General features: G+C 70.2%; 17 protein-coding genes. 11 read left to right on the forward strand and 6 right to left on the reverse strand.

Annotation, left to right across the window (positions count from 1 at the left end):
• Nucleotides 1-3: 3 nt before the first annotated feature.
• The 3 genes from ACYVIO_RS38965 to ACYVIO_RS38975 all read left to right on the forward strand — a co-directional run bounded on the left by ACYVIO_RS38965 (nucleotide 4) and on the right by ACYVIO_RS38975 (nucleotide 3,464).
• Nucleotides 4-1,023, forward strand: a complete 1,020-nt coding sequence (locus tag ACYVIO_RS38965) for a DUF2330 domain-containing protein (protein ID WP_460656031.1) — start codon at nucleotides 4-6, stop codon at nucleotides 1,021-1,023.
• Between the two features lie 54 nt (nucleotides 1,024-1,077).
• The gene (locus tag ACYVIO_RS38970; RefSeq protein ID WP_460656032.1) at nucleotides 1,078-1,776 is read left to right on the forward strand and encodes a prepilin peptidase; all 699 of its coding nucleotides are present in this window, start codon (nucleotides 1,078-1,080) and stop codon (nucleotides 1,774-1,776) included.
• 101 nt (nucleotides 1,777-1,877) lie between these two features.
• Nucleotides 1,878-3,464, forward strand: a complete 1,587-nt coding sequence (locus ACYVIO_RS38975) for an FAD-binding oxidoreductase (RefSeq protein WP_460656033.1) — start codon at nucleotides 1,878-1,880, stop codon at nucleotides 3,462-3,464.
• A gap of 93 nt (nucleotides 3,465-3,557) precedes the next feature.
• On the opposite strand, the gene ACYVIO_RS38980 is transcribed toward ACYVIO_RS38975, so the two are convergent.
• The gene (locus ACYVIO_RS38980; protein WP_460656034.1) at nucleotides 3,558-4,682 is read right to left on the reverse strand and encodes an ADP-ribosylglycohydrolase family protein; all 1,125 of its coding nucleotides are present in this window, start codon (nucleotides 4,680-4,682) and stop codon (nucleotides 3,558-3,560) included.
• A 96-nt stretch (nucleotides 4,683-4,778) separates the two neighbouring features.
• Here ACYVIO_RS38980 and aroC point away from each other — a divergent pair, with 96 nt between their 5' ends.
• From aroC to aroB, 3 genes are read left to right on the forward strand one after another with little or no spacing between them, the layout of a single operon-like run.
• Complete coding sequence (gene aroC / locus ACYVIO_RS38985; protein ID WP_460656035.1) at nucleotides 4,779-5,984, forward strand: chorismate synthase; 1,206 nt, start codon at nucleotides 4,779-4,781, stop codon at nucleotides 5,982-5,984.
• Nucleotides 5,981-6,484, forward strand: coding sequence for a shikimate kinase (locus ACYVIO_RS38990; RefSeq protein WP_460656036.1), 504 nt, complete (start codon nucleotides 5,981-5,983; stop codon nucleotides 6,482-6,484). The genes aroC and ACYVIO_RS38990 overlap by 4 nt, the downstream gene beginning before the upstream one ends.
• Nucleotides 6,481-7,575 (forward strand): 3-dehydroquinate synthase, encoded by a 1,095-nt coding sequence (gene aroB, locus ACYVIO_RS38995; protein WP_460656037.1) that lies wholly within the window; start codon nucleotides 6,481-6,483, stop codon nucleotides 7,573-7,575. The genes ACYVIO_RS38990 and aroB overlap by 4 nt, the downstream gene beginning before the upstream one ends.
• A 3-nt stretch (nucleotides 7,576-7,578) precedes the next feature.
• On the opposite strand, the gene ACYVIO_RS39000 is transcribed toward aroB, so the two are convergent.
• The 3 genes from ACYVIO_RS39000 to ACYVIO_RS39010 are packed head-to-tail and all read right to left on the reverse strand — an operon-like array spanning nucleotide 7,579 to nucleotide 11,256.
• On the reverse strand, nucleotides 7,579-8,583 hold the full coding sequence (locus ACYVIO_RS39000; protein ID WP_460656038.1) for a hypothetical protein: 1,005 nt from the start codon (nucleotides 8,581-8,583) through the stop codon (nucleotides 7,579-7,581).
• Entirely contained in the window at nucleotides 8,580-9,218 is a 639-nt protein-coding gene (locus tag ACYVIO_RS39005; RefSeq protein WP_460656039.1) for an RNA polymerase sigma factor, read from the reverse strand. Before ACYVIO_RS39005 ends, ACYVIO_RS39000 begins: the two co-directional genes overlap by 4 nt.
• A 37-nt stretch (nucleotides 9,219-9,255) precedes the next feature.
• Entirely contained in the window at nucleotides 9,256-11,256 is a 2,001-nt protein-coding gene (locus tag ACYVIO_RS39010) for a HelD family protein (RefSeq protein WP_460656040.1), read from the reverse strand.
• 75 nt (nucleotides 11,257-11,331) lie between these two features.
• Here ACYVIO_RS39010 and ACYVIO_RS39015 point away from each other — a divergent pair, with 75 nt between their 5' ends.
• On the forward strand, nucleotides 11,332-11,916 hold the full coding sequence (locus ACYVIO_RS39015; RefSeq protein WP_460656041.1) for a TetR/AcrR family transcriptional regulator: 585 nt from the start codon (nucleotides 11,332-11,334) through the stop codon (nucleotides 11,914-11,916).
• Nucleotides 11,917-11,947: 31 nt separating this feature from the next.
• On the forward strand, nucleotides 11,948-12,388 hold the full coding sequence (gene aroQ, locus ACYVIO_RS39020) for a type II 3-dehydroquinate dehydratase (RefSeq protein ID WP_460656042.1): 441 nt from the start codon (nucleotides 11,948-11,950) through the stop codon (nucleotides 12,386-12,388).
• Here aroQ and ACYVIO_RS39025 read toward each other — a convergent pair.
• Nucleotides 12,385-12,855, reverse strand: a complete 471-nt coding sequence (locus ACYVIO_RS39025; RefSeq protein ID WP_460656043.1) for a MarR family winged helix-turn-helix transcriptional regulator — start codon at nucleotides 12,853-12,855, stop codon at nucleotides 12,385-12,387. The genes aroQ and ACYVIO_RS39025 overlap by 4 nt on opposite strands.
• A 132-nt stretch (nucleotides 12,856-12,987) precedes the next feature.
• Between ACYVIO_RS39025 and ACYVIO_RS39030 the strand changes: the two genes are divergently transcribed.
• The gene (locus tag ACYVIO_RS39030; RefSeq protein WP_460656044.1) at nucleotides 12,988-13,413 is read left to right on the forward strand and encodes a Rid family hydrolase; all 426 of its coding nucleotides are present in this window, start codon (nucleotides 12,988-12,990) and stop codon (nucleotides 13,411-13,413) included.
• Between the two features lie 385 nt (nucleotides 13,414-13,798).
• Nucleotides 13,799-14,467 carry a response regulator transcription factor gene (locus ACYVIO_RS39035; RefSeq protein WP_344173415.1) on the forward strand — a complete coding sequence of 223 codons (669 nt, stop codon included), beginning with the start codon at nucleotides 13,799-13,801 and terminating at the stop codon, nucleotides 14,465-14,467.
• Nucleotides 14,468-14,663: 196 nt separating this feature from the next.
• Here ACYVIO_RS39035 and ACYVIO_RS39040 read toward each other — a convergent pair whose 3' ends face one another.
• A complete protein-coding gene (locus ACYVIO_RS39040) occupies nucleotides 14,664-17,633 on the reverse strand; it encodes an ATP-binding protein (RefSeq protein ID WP_460656045.1) in 2,970 nt (989 codons plus the stop codon).
• 151 nt (nucleotides 17,634-17,784) lie between these two features.
• On the opposite strand from ACYVIO_RS39040, the gene fxlM reads away from it, so the two are divergent.
• Nucleotides 17,785-19,020 (forward strand): methyltransferase, FxLD system, encoded by a 1,236-nt coding sequence (gene fxlM / locus ACYVIO_RS39045; RefSeq protein WP_460656046.1) that lies wholly within the window; start codon nucleotides 17,785-17,787, stop codon nucleotides 19,018-19,020.
• Nucleotide 19,021: the final 1 nt, after the last annotated feature.

Consider the following 19,021-nt stretch of genomic DNA (forward strand, 5'->3'; position numbering starts at 1 on the left):
GCCATGAAGGCATGGCGTGTGGTCGCGGGGATGCTTGCTGCCGGTCTCGTGCTCGGCGGGATCACTCCGGCGTGGGCCTGTGCCTGCGGCGGGTACCTGGCCGACGCCGAGTCGCGGGCCCGCGCCAACGGTGAGCACGCGCTGGTCAGCTTCGACGGCACGACCGAGGAGATCGTGCTGTCGATGGCGATCCAGGGCTCGTCGAAGAAGGCGGCCTGGATCATGCCGGTGCCGGCCGCGGCGCAGGTGACGCTGGGGGAGTCGTCGACGTTCGACGACCTCGCGGAGATCACCGCGCCGAAGGTCGTCGAGCGGACGACGTACTGGCCGTTCCGTGACACCGGGCTCTTCGGGCGCGGGAGCGGTGACACCGCGGGCGCGGCGCCGGGTGCCGGGGTCGATGTGCGCGAGCAGATGGTGCTCGGGCCGTTCCAGGTCGTGCGGCTCGGTGGATCGAGCGCGGCCGAGGTGACCGGCTGGCTGCGGACCAACGGGTACACAGTGCCGCAGACGCTTGGAGACAACCTCACGCCGTACCTGGCGGAGAAGTGGGAGATCGTCGCGGTCAAGCTCGCGCCGAAGGAGACCGACGGGTCGCTCGGCGGGGAGACGCCGCCGCTGAAGCTGTCGTTCGCATCGAAGCGGATCGTCTACCCGATGCGGCTGAGCAAGGGCGCCACGACGAGCCAGGCCGTCACCGTGTACGTCGCGGCGCCGTACCGGGTCGACGCCTCGACCGTGCCGGACGCGTCGCTCACGCCGGAGCTGCTGTACGCCGGGAAGGTCGAGGGCAAGCAGTTCGCGGCGCCGGCGAACTTCCTCACCGCGTACTCGGCCTACTTCGAGCAGCCGGGGCGGATCACCAGCGACTACGAGTTCACCCGGGCCGCGACCGACGACGCCTTCCAGCGGACGACGTACGTGACGAACAACGAGAGTTTCTGGAGCACGCTCGGCGTGGTCGTGCTCGGGCTGCTCCTGCTCGGCGGCGGTGCCGCGGCGGTCGCCCGCCGGACCCGCTGACGTTGTCCACAGGGTCACCCCTGCGGGCTTCCGGATCGTCTAGGCTGCGGCATCGTGCCTGATCTGATCGCCGGAGTCGTCGCAGCGGTGATCTGTGCCGTGGCGGCGTACGCGCTCGGCCCTTGGCTGCTGCGCCGGATCCCCGAGCCGATCCTGGACGAGGGTCAGACCAAGCTCCTGTACGCCGAGCTGGCGACGCCGCGCGCTGCCGCCTGGTGTGCCGCGCTCGCCGGAGTCGCGGGCGGGCTGATCGGCTGGCGGATCGGGTTCTCGAGCGGCTACGTGGCGTGGATCGCGCTGGCGATCTCCGGGGCGGTGCTCGGGTACATCGACGCGCGGACGCGGTACCTGCCGTCCGCGATCATCTGGCCGACGTACGGCGTGGTGTCGGTGGTGCTCGTCGTCGCGGCGGCGGTGACGGGGGAGTGGGGCTCGCTGCGGCGGGCCGCGATCGCGGGGCTGATCGGCTTCGGCGTGTTCTACCTGCTGTGGTTCGTGTTCCCGCGCGGCGTCGGGTTCGGGGACGTGCGGCTGTCGGGGCTGCTCGCGATCGCGCTCGGCTGGCTCGGGTGGGGCGAGTTCGTCACCGGCCTGTACGGCGGGTTCTTCCTCGGCGCGGTGCTCGGCATCGTGCTGACGGTGGCGAAGGTCTTCAAGCGCAAGGAGATGTTCCCTTTCGGGCCGTTCATGCTCGCGGGTGCGGTGGCCGGCGTACTGGTCGGTGGACCGCTGGAACGCCTTTATCTGGGGTGAAACACGCCTGATGGCTGACCCCCGGAATCCGCCGTCCGGTTGATGTCGCGGCCGGGTGGCGCCGACTACGGTCGATAGCTCCACCGACCTAGGAGTCCGCCGTGCCGAACCTCAGTCGTCGCGGGCTGCTCGCAGGCAGCGCCGCCCTGATCGCCGTCCCCGCCACCGCATCCACCGCAGCCGCCGCCGTGAGTGGCCCGAGCGGCGAGAAGATCCTTCCCGACGACGTCCGGTTCGCCGACCTCGTCCAGCGCGGCACGAACCGCCGGTTCGTCACCGCACCCGACTACGCCCGGGTCGTCCGCTCGCCGCAGGACGCCGTCGACGCCGTCCAGGAGGCGGTCCGCGCCAACAAGCGGATCGCGGTCCGCGGTGGCGGCCACTGCTTCGAGGACTTCGTCGACCACAGTGACGTCGAGGTGCTGATCGACCTCTCGCAGTACGACGAAGTCACGTTCGACGAGCGCCGGCGCGCGTTCTCGGTCGGCGCGGGCGCGACGCTCGAGACCGTCTACAAGGCGCTGTTCTACGGCTGGGGCGTGACCGTGCCCGGCGGTGGCTGCCTCGGCGTCGGCGTCGGCGGGCACTTCAGCGGCGGCGGGTACGGCCCGCTCTCGCGCCGGTACGGCTCGGTCGTCGATCACCTGTACGGCGTGGAGGTGGTCGTCGTGGACGCCCGGCGCCGCGCCCGCCTGGTGCTGGCGACCAGGGACAACGAGCACCGCGACCTGTGGTGGGCGCACACCGGCGGCGGTGGTGGCAACTTCGGCGTCGTCACGCGGTACCTGCTCCGGACCGTGGGCGCTCGGGGCTCGGACCCCGCGAAGTTGTTGCCCAAGGCCCCTTCATCGCTGCTGTCGACGATCACCGTCTACGACTGGAACACGGTCACCAAGGCGGGCTTCCTGCGGACGCTGCGGAACTTCTTCGACTTCTACGAGCGCCACAACGCGCCGGGTTCGCCGTACGCGACGCTCTACAGCCCGTTCATCCTGACCCACAAGTCGGCGGGCGGGTTCCTGCTGTCGACCCAGATCGACGCCGGCGTACCGAACGCGGCGCAGCTGCTGAAGGACTTCAACGCCGCCATCGTCGAGGGCGTCTCACCGGCGCCGCAGCTGATCGACCAGGGCGAGGGGCCGTTCCTGCAGCGGACGATCCAGCGGTCGATCGCGGAGGACGTCGCGCCGAACCGCGCCAAGTACAAGGCCGGCTACCTGCGCAAGAGCTACACCGACGCGCAGCTCGAGACGATCTACGAGCACCTCACCGACCCGTCGTACCAGGGGCCGGAGAGCAGCCTGCTGTTCGTCCCGTACGGCGGCCAGGTGAACACCGTGCCGTCGGACGCGACGGCGACCGCGCAGCGCGACGTGATGATGAAGATGGTGATGGCCGCGAGCTGGGACGACCCGGCGCAGGACGCTCAGCACCTGGAGTGGACGCGGGCGACGTACCGCGACATCTACCGGGAGACCGGCGGCGTACCGGTGCCGAACGCGGCGAACGCGGGGTCGTACATCAACTACCCGGACGGCGATCTGGCCGACCCCGCGCAGAACACGTCGGGGGTGCCGTGGCACGCGCTGTACTACCTCGGCAACTACCCGCGACTGCGGCGGATCAAGAAGGCCTGGGACCCGAACAACCTCTTCCGGCACCGGCTTTCCATCGAACCCGCCGAGTGAGAAGCTGTCCCGGCCCATCGCGCAGGTGGGCCCGCTGACCGGCCGGGGCGCCGGGCCTGATCCTCGGGGGACGGGCCGGACGCCCCGGTCTTTTCACCAGCCTGGGTAGCGATTCCGCCAGGTGGTCTCGGGGCCGTAGTCGCCGTGCAGACGGTCGCGTCGGGTGTACTCGAGCACGAGATCGTCGGCCAGTTCCAGGATCACGCCACGGCCCTCGACGGCGAACACCAGCTCAGCCGGGAGAGCAGTCTCGCCGTGCAGAGCGCCGAGGATGTTCCCGCAGATCGCACCGGTCGAGTCACTGTCACCGGAGTGCGTGACCGACAACGCGAGCGCATCGAGAAACTGCTCGGGCGCTCTGTACGCGAGTGCGGCATACAGGCCGATCGCCAACGCCTCCTCAGCGATCCACCCGCCGCCCAACAGCTCAACCGTCGCCGGCCCCGGCGCCGGCACAGTCCCCGCCGCCAGCTCCCGCGCCCTGATCAGCGCCGCACTGGTCTCCTCGTGCTGCTCTTTCCTTACAAGTAGTTCCAGCGTGGCATCCAGCGCACCCTCAAGATCAGCCCCCTGAACAATCAGATGGATCAGCAACGCCAACGCCCCACTGGCCAGCTTCCCCGTCGGATGCCCATGCGTGTACCCCGCCGACTCAGCAGCAGCATCGAACACCCACTCAGCATTCCCCTCGTACGGCAGCAGCCCGAACGGCGCCGACCGCATCACCCCACCGCACCCCTTGGAGTCGTTCACCGCCTGCGCCCCGAACTGCGCGATCCGGTCGCTGCCCTTCCGCGCCTCGGTGAGCGCCGTCAGACACGTGTTCCCCGGCGCCCGCCGTACGTACAACCACTGCTCACCCTGCAACCACCCGTCCCGCTCCCCACTGGGCCCCGGCAGCAGTTGCGTGTCCAACCACCGGTCGAACGCGTGCTGCGTGACCGCCACGGTCAGCCCCAGCCCCCGATCGGTCCGTACGCCGGCCCGGATCAGCCCCTCGACCGCGAACAGCGTCATCTGCGTGTCGTCGGTCACCGTCCCCGGCGGCCAGTTGTTGCCGCCAGCAAGAAACGTCCGGACCCCGTCCGGATGCTCCGCGACGATGCTCCGCCCGTCCCGGAACTCCACCGGCCCACCCAGCGCGTCCCCGATCGCCCCACCGAGCAGACACCCTCGGACCCGCGCCCGGTACGCCTCTTCCACCTGCCGTTCGACCATGCGAGCGACTGTAGTTCGGCCAGGAGGGCACCCCGCGGAGTGCTCCAGGTGAGACTGGCGACGGGCCGTGACCGGCGCCGTGAAAGAATCGGCCTCATGCTGCGCTGGCTCACCGCCGGCGAGTCGCACGGACAAGCGCTCGTCGCCGTACTCGAAGGTCTTCCCGCAGGCGTTCAGGCCACCACGGATCACGTGGCCGACGCCCTGGCTCGTCGTCGGCTCGGCTACGGCCGAGGCGCCCGGATGAAGTTCGAGCGGGACGAGGTGACCTTCCTGGGCGGATTCCGGCACGGGCTGTCACTCGGCAGCCCGATCGCCATCCAGGTCGGCAACACCGAGTGGCCGAAGTGGGAGCAGGTGATGGCTGCCGACCCGGTCGACCCGGAGACGCTCGCCGACCTGGCCCGCAACGCGCCGCTGACCCGGCCGCGGCCCGGTCACGCGGACCTGGCCGGGATGCAGAAGTACGGGTTCGACGAGGCGCGGCCGGTGCTGGAGCGGGCGAGCGCGCGGGAGACCGCCGCCCGGGTCGCTCTCGGTGAGGTCGCCGCTCGGTTCCTGCAGCAGGCGTACGGTGTGACGATCGTCAGCCACGTGGTCGAGCTCGGGACCGTCAAGGCGCCGTACGGCGTACTGCCGTCGTACGCGGATGTCGAGAAGCTGGACGCCGACCCCGTGCGCTGCCTGGACGCGGACGCGAGCAAGGCGATGGTCGCCGAGATCGACGCCGCGCAGAAGGCCGGCGACACGCTCGGCGGCGTCGTCGAGGTCGTCGTCGACGGTCTGCCGCCGGGCCTCGGCAGCTACGTGCACTGGGACCGGCGGCTGGACTCGAAGCTGGCCGGCGCGCTGATGGGCATCCAGGCGATCAAGGGCGTCGAGCTCGGCGACGGGTTCGAGCTGGCCCGGACGCCGGGGTCGCAGGCGCACGACGAGATCGTCGCCGAGGACGGGACAGTACGGCGTACGAGCGGACGCTCGGGCGGCACCGAGGGTGGCATGAGCACCGGCGAGACGCTGCGCGTGCGGGCCGCGATGAAGCCGATCGCGACCGTTCCGCGCGCGCTGCGGACGATCGACACCTCGACCGGCGAGGCCGCCGCGGCTCATCACCAGCGGTCGGACGTGTGTGCCGTGCCGGCGGCGGGGATCGTCGCCGAGGCGATGGTGGCGCTGGTGCTGGCCGATGTGTCGCTGGAGAAGTTCGGCGGGGACTCGGTCGTGGAGAGCTCGCGGAACCACCGGTCGTACCTGGACGGTCTGCCGGGGACGATCCAGCCGCGTACGTGGGGTGCGGAGTGAGCGGACCGGTCGTCGTACTGGTTGGTCCGCCCGGGTCCGGCAAGTCGACGGTTGCGGAGCTGCTGGCCGCCAAGCTGAATGCTGTGCACCGCGACACCGACACCGATGTGGAGACCGGCACGGGGAAGCCGATCTCGGACATCTTCGTGGACTCCGGTGAGCCGGTGTTTCGGGAGTTGGAGCGAGCGGCGATCGTCGCCGCGCTGAAGGCTGACGGCGTCATCCTGTCGCTCGGTGGCGGCGCGATCCTCGACGCGGACACCCGCGCGGACCTGGCTGGGCACACCGTTGTCTTCCTGGATGTGTCGGTCGGCGAGGCTGCGAAGCGCGTCGGTCTGGGAGTCGCTCGGCCGCTGCTGCTGGGCAACGTGCGGACCCAGCTGAAGAACCTGATGGACGCCCGGCGCCCGCTGTACGCCGAGGTCGCCAAGCACACGGTGACCACCGACGGCCGGACCCCGGAAGAGATCGCCCACGAGATCGCGGAGCACCTGGGATGACGAACCAAACGATCACCGTCGCGGCGGCTTCGCCGTACGACGTGGTGATCGGGAACAACCTGCTCGGTGAACTGCCCGGGCTGCTCGGCGACGGGGTGCAGCGGGTCGCGGTGATCCACCCGCGCGCGCTGCGGACCAGCGGGGACACGATCCGCGACGACCTGGTCGCGGCCGGGTACACCGCGCACGCGATCGAGATCCCGGACGCCGAGGAGGCCAAGTCCGCGGAGGTGCTCGCGTACTGCTGGACGGTGCTCGGGCAGGCCGGTTTCACCCGCTCGGACGCAGTGGTGTCGATCGGCGGCGGTACGACGACTGACCTGGCCGGGTTCGTCGCGGCGACCTGGTTGCGCGGGGTGAAGGTCGTGCACATCCCGACCACGCTGCTCGGCATGGTCGACGCGGCCGTCGGCGGCAAGACCGGGATCAACACGGCCGAGGGCAAGAACCTGGTCGGCGCGTTCTGGGAGCCGGCCGGCGTGCTGTGCGACCTGGCCGCGCTCGAGACGCTGCCGCGCAACGACTACGTGAGCGGGCTGGCCGAGGTCGTGAAGTGCGGCTTCATCGCCGACCCGGTGATCCTCGACCTGGTCGAGAAGGATCCTGCCGGTGCCATCAGCCCGGCGTACGAGCACACCGAAGAGCTGATCGCCCGCTCGATCCAGGTGAAGGCCGACAGTGTCGGCGCCGACCTGCGCGAGCGGACGACGACCGCCGGGGGAGCGATCGGGCGCGAGGCGCTCAACTACGGGCACACGCTCGGGCACGCGATCGAGCGCACCGAGCGGTACAAGTGGCGCCACGGCGCCGCGATCAGCATCGGCATGGTCTTCGTCGCCGAGCTCGCCCGCGCCGCCGGGCGGTTGGACGACGCCACGGCTGATCGGCACCGCGAGGTCCTGCAGTCCCTCGGCCTGCCGATCTCGTACCGCCCCGACGCCTGGCCCCACCTGCAGGACGCGATGAAGCTCGACAAGAAGACCAGGGCCGATCGCCTCCGCTTCGTCATCCTCGACGCCCTCGCCAAGCCGACGATCCTGGAAGCCCCCGACCCCAGCCTCCTGGTCGCCGCGTACGCCGAAGTCAGCTGACAACTATTTGAAGACGACGTTCGGCTGGTCGCCGAGCGTCGGGTCCTTCGCGACCACCGTGCCGACGTCCACGCGGGTGGTCCCCGGGCTCGGCTTCAACCCGCCGCCGCCCTTCTGGTCCGCGGGCGCGTCCAGCAGGTTGCCGTTGCGATCGAGCACCTGCGTCTCGACGCGCACCGTCTCGCCCGCCTTCAGTACCGCGGACTCGTCCCACGACCGCAGGAACACGTACCGACCGACAGGATCCGCGACGAACCACGGGCCGACCCGGTCCGCGAACACGAACCGTTGCCGGACCTTCGCGACCCGCCCGTCGACCTCGTACCAGCAGTCCCGGATCAGCAGGTCGGGTTTGCGGTCGAGCTCGACGAACGCCAGCACCGCACCGCCGTCGCGCGTCGCCGCCGGGTGCGTTGCGTCCGGGCGATTGAGCACCGTCTTGCCGGATTCCTTGCCGTCCAGCAGGACCGCGTCGAACCCTTGGACGGTGTTCCCGGACCGGTCCTTCACCGTCGGTACGCCGACACAGCCCCAGGTCAGTCCGGTCAGCACCTCCTTGACCACGACGCTGTTGTCGACAGTTCGTTGCCTGCCCCAGGACGGCACCTTGACCGCCCGCGTGATCGGCCCGATCTGCGCCGGACCATTCGGGTCCGTAGCGGTCGAGTCGATACACGCTTCGGCCAGCGCGCTCGCCTCGGCCGAGTTCACCGGTCCGAGGTTCACCGAGATGTCCGCCGCCTGCTGACTGATCCCGGACGGCGCCGTACTCGGCGTACGGGCCGTCGTCGTCCCCGCGGCCGGCGCCTCTCCACTGCCATCGCTCCGATTGCCGCCCAGGACAACCACTCCGCCGACGATCACGGCGATTCCCGCCGCGGCCGACACCGGCACGAGCCAGCCGCGGCCGCCCGTACGCCGTACGGACTGCTCCTGATCGGCCAGGACGCGTTCGAGGATCTCCTGCTTGTGGGGGAGCGTGCGCTCCGCCGGGATCCGCGTGCTCATACCAGTCCCTCCGTGTCCGTGCCGAGATCGAGCAGCCCTGCCAGTGATTTGCGCGCGCGGCTGAGCCGCGACTTGACCGTGCCCTCCGGTACGCCGAGCGCGCGGGCCGCCTCGGCCATCGAGCAGTCCGACCAGATCACCAGTTCGACCACCTCGCGCTGCTTCGCGGGGATCCGTTCGAGAATCCTGCGCACGTTGCTCATCGCCCGCTCGTCGTCGACCTTCGCCACGGCCGCCGCCGAATGGTCGGGCACGGTGCCTTCGTGATCGACCAGCTCGAGCCGCCCGACCAGCGCCGACTGCCGCCGCGAGGAGCGCAGCACGTTGCCGCACTCGTACCCGGCCATCACCAGCAGCAGCGGCCGCGCCGACTCCAGTTCCAGCGCGTCGACCTTTCGCGCCCGGGCCCGCCGCCACAACGCGGTGAACGTCGCCTGGACGACATCCTCAGCCGCCGACCAGGACGACGTACGCCGGAACGCGAAGTTGTACACGGCATCCGCGTGCCGCTGGAACAAGGCGGTCAACGCGCCCTCGTCGCCTTCGCGCAGCCCGGCCCAGACCTCCCGGTCCGACATCACCCCGGCTCTTCGCTCCATCCACCGCACCCCCAGCGCCGCCGTTTGTGTGCTCATACCCCGGAAGAGTCCGGCACCCGGCGTACCGGTTCGCCTACCGCAGTGCTTCCGGCAACGGCCGCCGATGCAGCACCTCGAGCCGGGACACCGCCCGGGTCAGCACAACATAGAGCCGGTTCAGCCCGCGCTCCTCGGAGTCGACGATGTCGGCCGGCTCGACGACGACCACATGATCGAACTCCAGCCCCTTGGCCAGGCTCGCCGGTACGACGGTCACTCTCTCGTCCTCCACCGGCAACGACGCCTCGATCCTCGCCGCACTCTCATCAGCGACGATCACGCCGATCGAACCCTCCTCCTTCAACGCCATCCGTACGGCGTCCGAACAACTCGTCTCCAGGTCGTTCACCTGCTCGACCCTCAACCACCCGTCGCTGCGGAACGACCTCGTCGGCGGCACCTCGACCTTCAATGCCTCCAGCAACCTGTTCGCCAGCGCGACCACCGCGGCCGGCACCCGATACCCGGTCGTCAGCGTGACGACCTCGGCCTCCGGCTTCCCCAGATGACCGAGCTGCTCGCGCCAACTCCGCGCCGCCCACGGCGTCGTCCCCTGCGCCAGATCGCCCAGCACGGTCAGCGACCCGTGCTCACTCCGCCGAGCGATCGCGCGGCACTGCATCGGCGAGAGATCCTGCGCCTCGTCGACAATCACCTGCCCGTACCCCGGCACCCGACTCACCAACGCACTCAGCTCATCCAGCAGCACCGCATCCGCCGCCGTCCATCGCGCCGACGTCGCCTTCCGCCTGCGGGGCCAGCTCAGGGCAGTCAACTCGTCAGCACTCAACGCCTCATCCATCGGCTCACTCAGGAACTCCGCCAGCACTTCGTCCGCCTTCACCACCGGCCAGACCGCATCCACCGCAGGCGTCACCGCGCGCGCCATCCTCCGCTGCCAGACCCGATTGCAGTTCTGCCCCCGCGCCTCGGCCTGCCGCTGCAGCGCGGCAATCACCCGCGAGAACACCCGCTCCCGGCCGAGCCCGTACGACGTCGCCTCCAGCTGCGCCTCGTCCACCATCCGCGCGAACTCAACCTGATCGACCCGCCATCGGTACGAGCTGTCCGGCACGACCACCGCCTCGACCGGCGCCGAGATCCTCGCGTAGAGCGTTCGCTTCAGGATCCCGGCCATCCGCGCGTCGTGCTTCACCGCCGCTGCCTCCGGGCTGTCCACCGCATCGGTGCCCACGGCAAGCAGTTCCCCGATCGTCGTCTGCTCGACGTCGACTTCACCCAACGTCGGCAGGACCGCCGAGATGTACTCCAGAAACGTCGCGTTCGGCCCGAGCACCAGCACGCCGCTGCGCTTCAGCCGCTTGCGATGTGCGTAGAGCAAGTACGCCGCCCGATGCAGCCCGACGGCTGTCTTCCCGGTCCCCGGCGCCCCCTGCACACACACGGACTCCTCCAACCCAGCCCGCACCAACCGATCCTGCTCCGGCTGAATCGTCGCCACGATGTCCCGCATAGGCCCCACCCGAGGCCGCTCGATCTCCGCCCGAAGAATCCCACCCACCCCACCGCTGCCCACCTCACTCCAAGTACCGACCCCCGTTTCGGTTGAAGTCCCCGACCCAGCCCCCACGTTCCTGTCGAGCGCCTCGTCCTCGAGGCTCGTCAGCTTCTCGCCGCCCCACCCGAACCTTCGCCGTACGGCAACACCCCGCGGATCCTCCGCGGTCGCCTGGTAGAAGCTCGTCGCCACCGGCGCGCGCCAGTCGATCACCAGCGGCGGCCGCCCGATCGCATCCGACACGTGCCGCCGCCCGAGGTAGTACCGCTGCCCCCGATGCTCCTCGGCAGCCTCGTCGTCCCGATACCCGATCAACCCGAAGAACGGCGGCCCACCCAGTTCGTCCGCCAACTCCCGCGCCAGGCTCTTCAGGTAGTACCCGAGCCGCTCAGCCGTATAGCGATCACCCCAGGTGTCCTCGCCGACCACCACGTTGTCCCGCGCACCGGAAACCATCGCCAGCAGCGCCTCGCGACAGCGTTCGGCGTACTGGCGTTCCTCCTCCAGCCCCCGCATCCCACTCCTCAAAACTCAAAAGATTAACCCGGTTAATATTTTGTCCAGGTTAACACCCGAGCTAGAGTCGACGCTGTGACCGGACTGCGAGAGCGCAAGAAGCAGCAGACCCACGACGCGTTGTCCCAGGTGGCGATCGACCTGTTCCTCGCCCACGGCTTCGACCAGGTGTCGGTCGCCGACATCGCCGCGACGGCGAACGTCTCCAAGCCGACCCTGTTCAAGTACTTCGCCACCAAGCAAGACCTGGTCCTCCACCGCTTCGCCGATCACGCCCACGAGGCAGCCCGCGTCGTCACGGCGTCCTCGTCGTCACCCTCCGAGGCGCTGCTGCAGCACTTCCTCGGCGGCCTCGACCGCCGCGACCCGGTCACCGGCCTCAACGACCACCCCGACGTGATCGCCTACTACCGCCTGGTCTTCGGCACGCCCGCTCTGGCGACCCACCTGCAGCAGTTCATCACCGCCGACCAAGCAGTCCTCACCGAGGCGCTCGGTGGAGACCTGAAGGCGGAACTGCAAGCGGCGTACCTGATCTCCACCCAGCAGATCCTCGCCCAACGCAACTGGCAAGCAGTCGCGAACGGCCAACCCGCCGCCACCCGCCACCCCGTCGCCATCGACGAAGCAACCCAAGCCTTCACCACCCTCGCCCGCTGAAGCAGCGCAGGCGCCCACTAGGGTTGGATCCGTGACCGCGCGCAAGGTGCTAGTACTCAACGGACCCAACCTCGGCCGCCTCGGCTCCCGGGAGCCCGACGTGTACGGCGCGACGACGTACGCCGACCTCGTGGCTGACTGCGAGAAGACCGGCGCCGACCTCGGCCTGACCGTCGAGGTCCGCCAGACCGACGACGAGTCCGAACTCGTCGGCTGGCTGCACGAGGCCGCCGACCACAAGTACCCGGTCGTCCTCAACCCGGCCGCGTTCACGCACTACTCGTACGCCCTCCGCGACGCCTGCGCCCAACGCACCGCCCCGCTGATCGAGATCCACATCAGCAACCCCGCCGCCCGCGAGGAGTTCCGCCACACCAGCGTCGTCGCTGCGGTGGCCACCGGCACCATCGCCGGCTTCGGCCTCGACTCGTACCGCCTGGCCCTACGCGCCCTCACCACCCTGAAGGACTAGCCGAAGTCGTCGGGGACGATGTGGAGCTTCTCCGCGATCCGGGCGAGTGCCTTCTGATCGGTCGGGTTCAGCGAGTCGAGCACGGTACGGCGTACAGACCGTAGGTGCGTCGGCGCCGCCTGCTGCACGAGGTCGAAGCCGGCGTCGGTGAGCTCGGCGAGGGTGTAACGGCCGTCCGCCGGGTCGGGTGTCCGGACGATCCATCCGCGCTGTTCACAGCGTTTGACGACGTTGGACAGCCGCGAGAGCGACCCGCTGGCGAGGAAGGCGAGCTCGCCCATCCGCAGCTTGCGCTGCGGCGCCTCGGAGAGATGACTGAGCACGAGGTACTCGAACAGGGTGATCCCGTGCTCCTGCCGCAGCGGCGACTCGAGCTTGCCGGGCAGCAGCAGGACCAGCGAGATCAGCCCCGTCCAGGCCGCCTTCTCCTGCTCGTCGAGCCAGCGCGGCTCGTCGTCCTCGTTCATGCCTTCTCCTGTGCCGCTCATCGCCCCGGTGTTCCGGGTGCAGTCTGCCATGACTTTGTGCTTGAAGTCATCGCGAGCTACATTAACTTCAAGCATGAAGTCATAGACGCTACGAACACGAAGAGGAACACCATGAGCACCGTCACCTTCGGCATCACCCCCGGCTTCGGCGAGAAGCTGCACGACGCATGGGGCTACAGCGGCGCCGTCCGCGTCGGCGACCGCGTCGAGACCTCCGGCCAGGCCGGGGTGGACGACGACCTGGTCGTCCCCGACGCGCTGGAGGACGAGATCGTCCTGGCCTTCGACAACGTCGAGCGCACCCTCGCCACCGTCGGCGCGACCTGGGCGGACGTCATCCAGGTGAACTCGTACCACAAGGTCGCCCCCGGCGACGACGCCATCGGCGAAGACCACAACACCGTCATGGCCGCCCAGTACCGCCGCCGCATGAACGGCCGCGCCCCCATCTGGACCGAAACCGGCGTCACGGTCCTCGGCCTGCCCACCATGCGGGTGGAGATCCGCGTCACCGCGATCGTTGGCTCGAGGGACTGATTCCGGACGGTGCGGCCCCAGCCAGGCTGTTGTGGAGGGTTGCACCGGCCGGCCGATTGCCCGATGGGCTGGCTCCGCGGGCAGGTCGCCCGGGCAGACCCGGCGTCCGGGAGGGCATGAAACGGGTGTGAGACGCCGGTGAAACGGGGAGCGGGCAGGGTTTGTTTCAGGTCGGGGTCCCGGGGGAACGGCGCAAGCCGCCGGCCGCGGCGGTCGAACCTTGCGGTGGTCCTCGGGGGACCACAGGGCACGACCGCGGCGGCCGGTGGTGAGCGTCGGAGTTGCCTGAAAGGGCAGCGCGCTCGGGACCACGACGGAATCGACGAGCTTGGGGGTTCCCGTGACTGCGGATGCGATCCGTTCCGTTCAACACTCCGGGGGAGTGATGCCTGTGAAACAGCGCCGGATACCCGTCTGGGTGAAGGCGGCCGACCCGCTCTCGCAGTTCGGCCTGGTGCACGCGCTCAGGCCACGGCCGGAGATCGCTTTGGTGAGCGACGCCGACCTGCCCGGGATCCAGCAGCCGAACGACCAGCGCCCCGCCCCGCCAGTGGTCGCGCTGATCGCCGTCGACTCGCTCGACCCGGTCGCGGTCCAGGTGCTCCGGTCGGCGACGCAGCGCGGCTGCCGCCGTACGGTGCTGATCAGCAGCACGATCGACGACGACGCGTTGATGACCGCGGTCGAGCTGGGCGTCTCCGGCGTACTACGGCGCGCCGAGGCGACCGCCGACCGGATCGTCCACCTGCTGCAGACCGCCGCCGCGGGTGACGGCAGCCTGCCGCCGGACCTGCTCGGCCGGCTTCTCGGCCAGGTCTCCCGCATGCAGCGCCACGTCCTGGCGCCGCGCGGCCTGTCCCGGACGGGGCTGTCCGACCGCGAGACCCAGGTCCTGCGACTAGTTGCTGACGGCAAAGACACGCAGGAGATCGCCCGCGAGCTGTCGTACTCCGAACGCACGGTGAAGAACGTGCTGCACGACGTCACCAGCCGCCTGCAGCTCCGCAACCGCTCGCACGCGGTCGCCTACGCCCTGCGCGAAGGCCTGATCTGAACCCGCAGCCGTCGGCCACCACCGGCGGCTGCGCTCCATCTCCACCCGGCGCTGGAGGGTGACGCCGGGAGGAGCGAACCTGGACGACGTCGAGTACGCCGTCCAGCTGGTACGACGGGACGCCCGGCTGGCGAGGGCCGGCACGGGGAGGCCGGTGCGGTGGGCCGACGCGGCCGGGCGTCCCGGAGGTGGGCTGCTAAGCGAGGTACCGGTCAGCAAGCGTGTTCAGCGGCAGTTCCTGAGCCGAGGCCGCGATCTGATGGACCGCGGAGCCCAGAGCCTTGTACGCCGTGGTGCGAGCGGTGGCCAGGTCTTCCAGCTCGTCGGGGACCTGGACGGGGAGGCCCAACTTGTCTCGGTGGTGTGCGGTAGCGGACAGGAGCTGGAGGGCTTCTTCGGGGCGGCCCTGGGCTACGGCCAGGCAGGCGATGGACTCCAAGGCGCCGCACATGCCCATCGAGAATGCGCTCTCTCGGGCTCGGCGGAGGCTTTCGATCGCCCAGGTGCGGGCCAGGTCGTGCTGGCCGGTCTGGCGGGCGACGATGGCCAGGTTCTCCATCGCGATGGCTACGCCGCCGAAGTCCTCGATCTCTTGCCAGTGGTCGCGGGCTGCTTCGAAGAGAGCGGTTGCCTGGGGAGCGTGGCGGAGGTTGCGGTGGGCCAGGCCCATGTAGTTGAGGGCCGAGGCGCGGGCTCTCCGAGTGACGCGGTCGTCCGCTCGGCAGCGCTGTTCGACCTCCTCCGCGTGGGTGAGCGTCGCGACCATGTCGCCTTGCGCGAGGCAGGTGCGGGTGAGGGACATCAGGCCGATCGTCACGCGTTCCTCGTCGCCGAGCGCTCGGAACGCTGCGAGGGAGCGCTCTCCGATCGCGCGGGCTTCGGGGATCAGGCCGCGATTGCGGGTCAGACTGGCGAGCGTGCTCAGGCCGGCGGCGTACTCCTCGGAGTCCGGCGCCAGCTCCTCCAGGGAACGCTCGAGCCAGTGCGACGCTTCGACCATCAGGCCGCGGCCGGGCCAGTACCACCAGAGAGGTGAGACGAGGGCGCTGACCTTCTCGGCCTGGGCGCCGTCGCCCAGGCACCAGTCGACGGCGGCGAGCAGGTTGGCTTCCTCGGCGCCGACGCCGGTGTTGTTGCGCGCGCCCATGCCCTCGTACTGGCGGACGAAGAAGCCGTACCACTCGACGTGCCGCCCGCGCAGCACTTCCTCTTCACCGGCCTCACGCAACCGCTCGAACGCGTAGTCGCGCACCGTCTCCAGCAACCGAAAGCGGATCCCCTCGGCGCCACCTTCGACCGTCAGCACACACCGCTCGACGAGCTCGGCGAGGATCCCGCCGATGTCGTCAGGAGCCAGTACGTCGGGGAGAGCGCTCCCGGGCGGGGCGGAGGAGGAGGCGCTCGCCGCGGAGGACGAAGCAGTCTGCGCGCCGCCAGGGTCCGCGATCACCGCGGAGGACGAAGCAGTCTGCGCGCCGGCAGGGTCCGCGATCACCGGGGAGGATGAGGCAGTCTGCGCGCCGGCAGGGTCCGCGCTCGCCGCGGAGGATGAGGCAGTCTGCGTGCCGGCAGGATCCGCGATCACCGCGTGGGCGGCTTCTGCCGTGAAGCCGCCGGCGAAGACTGCCAGGCGTCTCAGCGCTACTCGTTCGGGGGTTTCCAGGAGTTCGTGACTCCAGTCCAGAGCGGCGCGCAGGCTGGTATGGCGGATGCCGGCGTCTCGCGGGCCTCGAACCAAAAGCCGGAGGCGGTTGTCGATGCGTTCGGCCAGCTGGGCGACCGAGAGGGTGCGGGTCAGACCGGCCGCCAGTTCGATCGCCAGGGGGAGCCGGTCGACGGCCGCGCAGATCGCGTCGACCTCGGGGCCGGGTTCGGCGGCGCTTCGGTCGCAGAAGAGTTCGGCGGCCGCGGCTGCTTCGAGGGGGCCGACGCGGCGTTCGACCTCGGCGGAGATGCGGAGCAGGCGTTGCGAGGTGACGATGATCGACGTCGCCTCGCCGTACTTCAGGAGCGCCTCGACCAGCGCAGCGGTGTTCTCGACCAGGTGCTCGGCGTTGTCGAGGATGAGCAGCCCGCCGGCCAGCTCGTCGGCGCACCGCGCGAGCGGGTCCTCGGAGCTGCCGTCGACGCCGAGGATCGCAGCCAGTACGGCGACCAGGCTGTCCCCCGTACCCAGCGAGCCGAGGTCGACCCAGCCGACGCGGCGCCCGCGAGCGCTCTCGCGCCAGGCGACCTCGCGGGCGAGGCGGGTCTTGCCGACGCCGGCGCCGCCGGTCAGCGTCACCACCCCGGCGTACGGGGTCTCGCCGCTGACCTGCGCCAGCAGATCGGCGTACTCGAGATCGCGCCCGACGAACGCTTTGTGGGCCTGAGGCAACGACACGGTGATCGGTGGTTGCTCCGGCCGGCGAGCACCTGGAGGGTTGTCGCGGAGCTGGCGCTCGAGGGCGACGGTCTCCGGCGACGGGTCGATGCCGAGCTCGTCGGCGAGGCGGGCCTGCAGGGCGGAGAGGCGGGAAAGCGCTCCCGGGAGATCTCCGGCGCGTACGGCGGCGGTCGCGGCCAGGCGGACCAGGCGCTCGTGCAGCGGGTACTTGCCGATCAGCAGTTCGAGCTCGTCGTCGATGCCGGTCGCGCCGACCTCCAGGCCGCTCTCGACGCGGTCGAGCCGGAGCTCGACCCAGAGGGACTCCAGGCGCTGGCGTTCGGCGAGTACGAAGGGGAGATCGGGCAGGTCTTCGAGCGGATCGCTGCGCCAGCAATCGAGTGCGGCAGCGGCCGCTGCGTGCACGTCGGACCAGCGGTTCGTACGGCGTGCGGCTTCCAGTTCGGCGACGCGGCGCTCGACTTCGGCGAGGTCGGCGGCGGAGGCGTCGAGGCGGAATCCGGCTGCTGTTCTTTCGAGGGTCGCGCTCTCTTCGCCGAGAGCACCGCGCAGGCGGGACGCGAGGACTCGCAAGCGGGCGGACGGCCGGGACAGTTCCTCGTCGCCCCAGAGGTCGCGGACGAGGATCTCGTCGGAGAGCGCCTCACCGCGAGCCAGTGCGAGCCGGACAGCCAACGCCCGCACGAGCGGCTGCCGTACGACGACGGCAGGAGAGCCGGCAGCAGTGATCTCGACGGGCCCCAGAACCCGGAAATCGAGTCGGTGATCACCTGGTCGCACTGTTCTCACCGCCTAGCCGGGCCGCCATCTGGAGATCCTCCCACGGTCGGCGCCAGGGGAGTCAGGGGTGATCGCGTCATCTTCGTCACGGGGTGCGGCGCGCCGGTCGCGCCGCGTGCGAGTGCGGGAACCGCCGGGCGGTGCTACTAGGGTGGACAGCACCCCGAACGGTCTGGTGAGCGCGATGGATGCTGTAGGCAACGACTCTGAGTACGCCGGAGCGTTGCGCGCGGGCCTGGTCGTGGGCCTGCGGCAGCAGGGAGCGCTCTCCGACGAGCGCGTCGCGGCCGCCTTCGAGGCGGTGCCGCGGCACGTGTTCGTGCCCGATGTGCCGGTGGAGACCGCGTACGCCGACGACGTCGTACTGATGAAGCAGAACGCGGCCGGCGTCGCGATCAGCTCGGTCTCGCAGCCCTCGATCGTCGCGTTGATGCTGCAGCAGGCCGGCATCGAACCGGGCCACCGGGTCCTGGAGATCGGCTCCGGCGGCTACAACGCGGCGCTGCTCTGGGAGCTGGCCAAGCCCGACGGCGAGGTGACGACGATCGACATCGACCCGGACGTGACCGCGCGAGCGTCGGCGACGCTGCAAGCCGCCGGGTACGAGCACGTCAAGGTCGCCAGGACCGACGGGATCGAAGGCTGGAAGCCCAGAGCGCCGTACGACCGGATCGTCGTCACGGTGACCGCCAACGACCTCACCCCGGCCTGGCTGGAGCAGCTGGCCCCAACCGGGCGCATCGTCGTACCGCTGCGCATCCGCGGCCAGACCCGCTCACTCGCGCTGGATCTCCAGCCCGACGGGAGCCTGAAGAGCCGCTCCAGCGTGATCTGCGGATTCGTCGAGATGCAGGGCGCGGGCGCCGGGCACGAACGCGCCGTACAGGTCGCGGGGGAGGACGTCTTCCTGCGGATCGACGCGGACCAGGAGATCGAGCAGCCGGCGCTGGACGGCGCGGGGTTCGCGCAGTGGACGCGCGTGCTGATCGATCGCGAGGAGCCGTACTGCCAGCTCGATCTGTGGCTCGCGTCGGTCTTCGAGGAGTACTGCGTGATGCACGCCAGCCGTGCCGCGGTGAAGAAGCGGCTCGTCCGGCCGGCGCTGCGCTGGGGCGGTTCGGCCGTAGTCCGCGACGGCACGCTCGCCTACCTCACCTCGCAGCCGGGGCCGAAGCGCAACCTCCTGGAGATCGGCGTTCGCGCCCACGGTCCGGCTGCCGTGCTGCTCGCGGCGGAGGTCGCCGAGCAGGTCCGCGTCTGGGACGCCGTACGCCGTGGCAAGCCTGACCCGGTCTTCCTTGTCCATCCAGCCGGTACGACGGACCTGCCGCCCGGCCCGCACTTCCGGACCAGAAACACCGTCGTCACGCCGATCTGGACCGAATAGT

Source organism: Kribbella endophytica (genome assembly GCF_054781295.1).

Bases quoted from the DNA above. Each gene is read 5' to 3' on its own strand.
- ACYVIO_RS38965 (WP_460656031.1), top strand. From the start codon at position 4: ATGAAGGCATGGCGTGTGGTCGCGGGGATGCTTGCTGCCGGTCTCGTG.
- ACYVIO_RS38980 (WP_460656034.1), bottom strand. From the start codon at position 4,682: ATGGTCGAACGGCAGGTGGAAGAGGCGTACCGGGCGCGGGTCCGAGGG.
- aroC (WP_460656035.1), top strand. From the start codon at position 4,779: ATGCTGCGCTGGCTCACCGCCGGCGAGTCGCACGGACAAGCGCTCGTC.
- aroB (WP_460656037.1), top strand. From the start codon at position 6,481: ATGACGAACCAAACGATCACCGTCGCGGCGGCTTCGCCGTACGACGTG.
- ACYVIO_RS39000 (WP_460656038.1), bottom strand. From the start codon at position 8,583: ATGAGCACGCGGATCCCGGCGGAGCGCACGCTCCCCCACAAGCAGGAG.
- ACYVIO_RS39005 (WP_460656039.1), bottom strand. From the start codon at position 9,218: ATGAGCACACAAACGGCGGCGCTGGGGGTGCGGTGGATGGAGCGAAGA.
- ACYVIO_RS39010 (WP_460656040.1), bottom strand. From the start codon at position 11,256: ATGCGGGGGCTGGAGGAGGAACGCCAGTACGCCGAACGCTGTCGCGAG.
- ACYVIO_RS39025 (WP_460656043.1), bottom strand. From the start codon at position 12,855: ATGAACGAGGACGACGAGCCGCGCTGGCTCGACGAGCAGGAGAAGGCG.
- ACYVIO_RS39030 (WP_460656044.1), top strand. From the start codon at position 12,988: ATGAGCACCGTCACCTTCGGCATCACCCCCGGCTTCGGCGAGAAGCTG.
- ACYVIO_RS39035 (WP_344173415.1), top strand. From the start codon at position 13,799: ATGCCTGTGAAACAGCGCCGGATACCCGTCTGGGTGAAGGCGGCCGAC.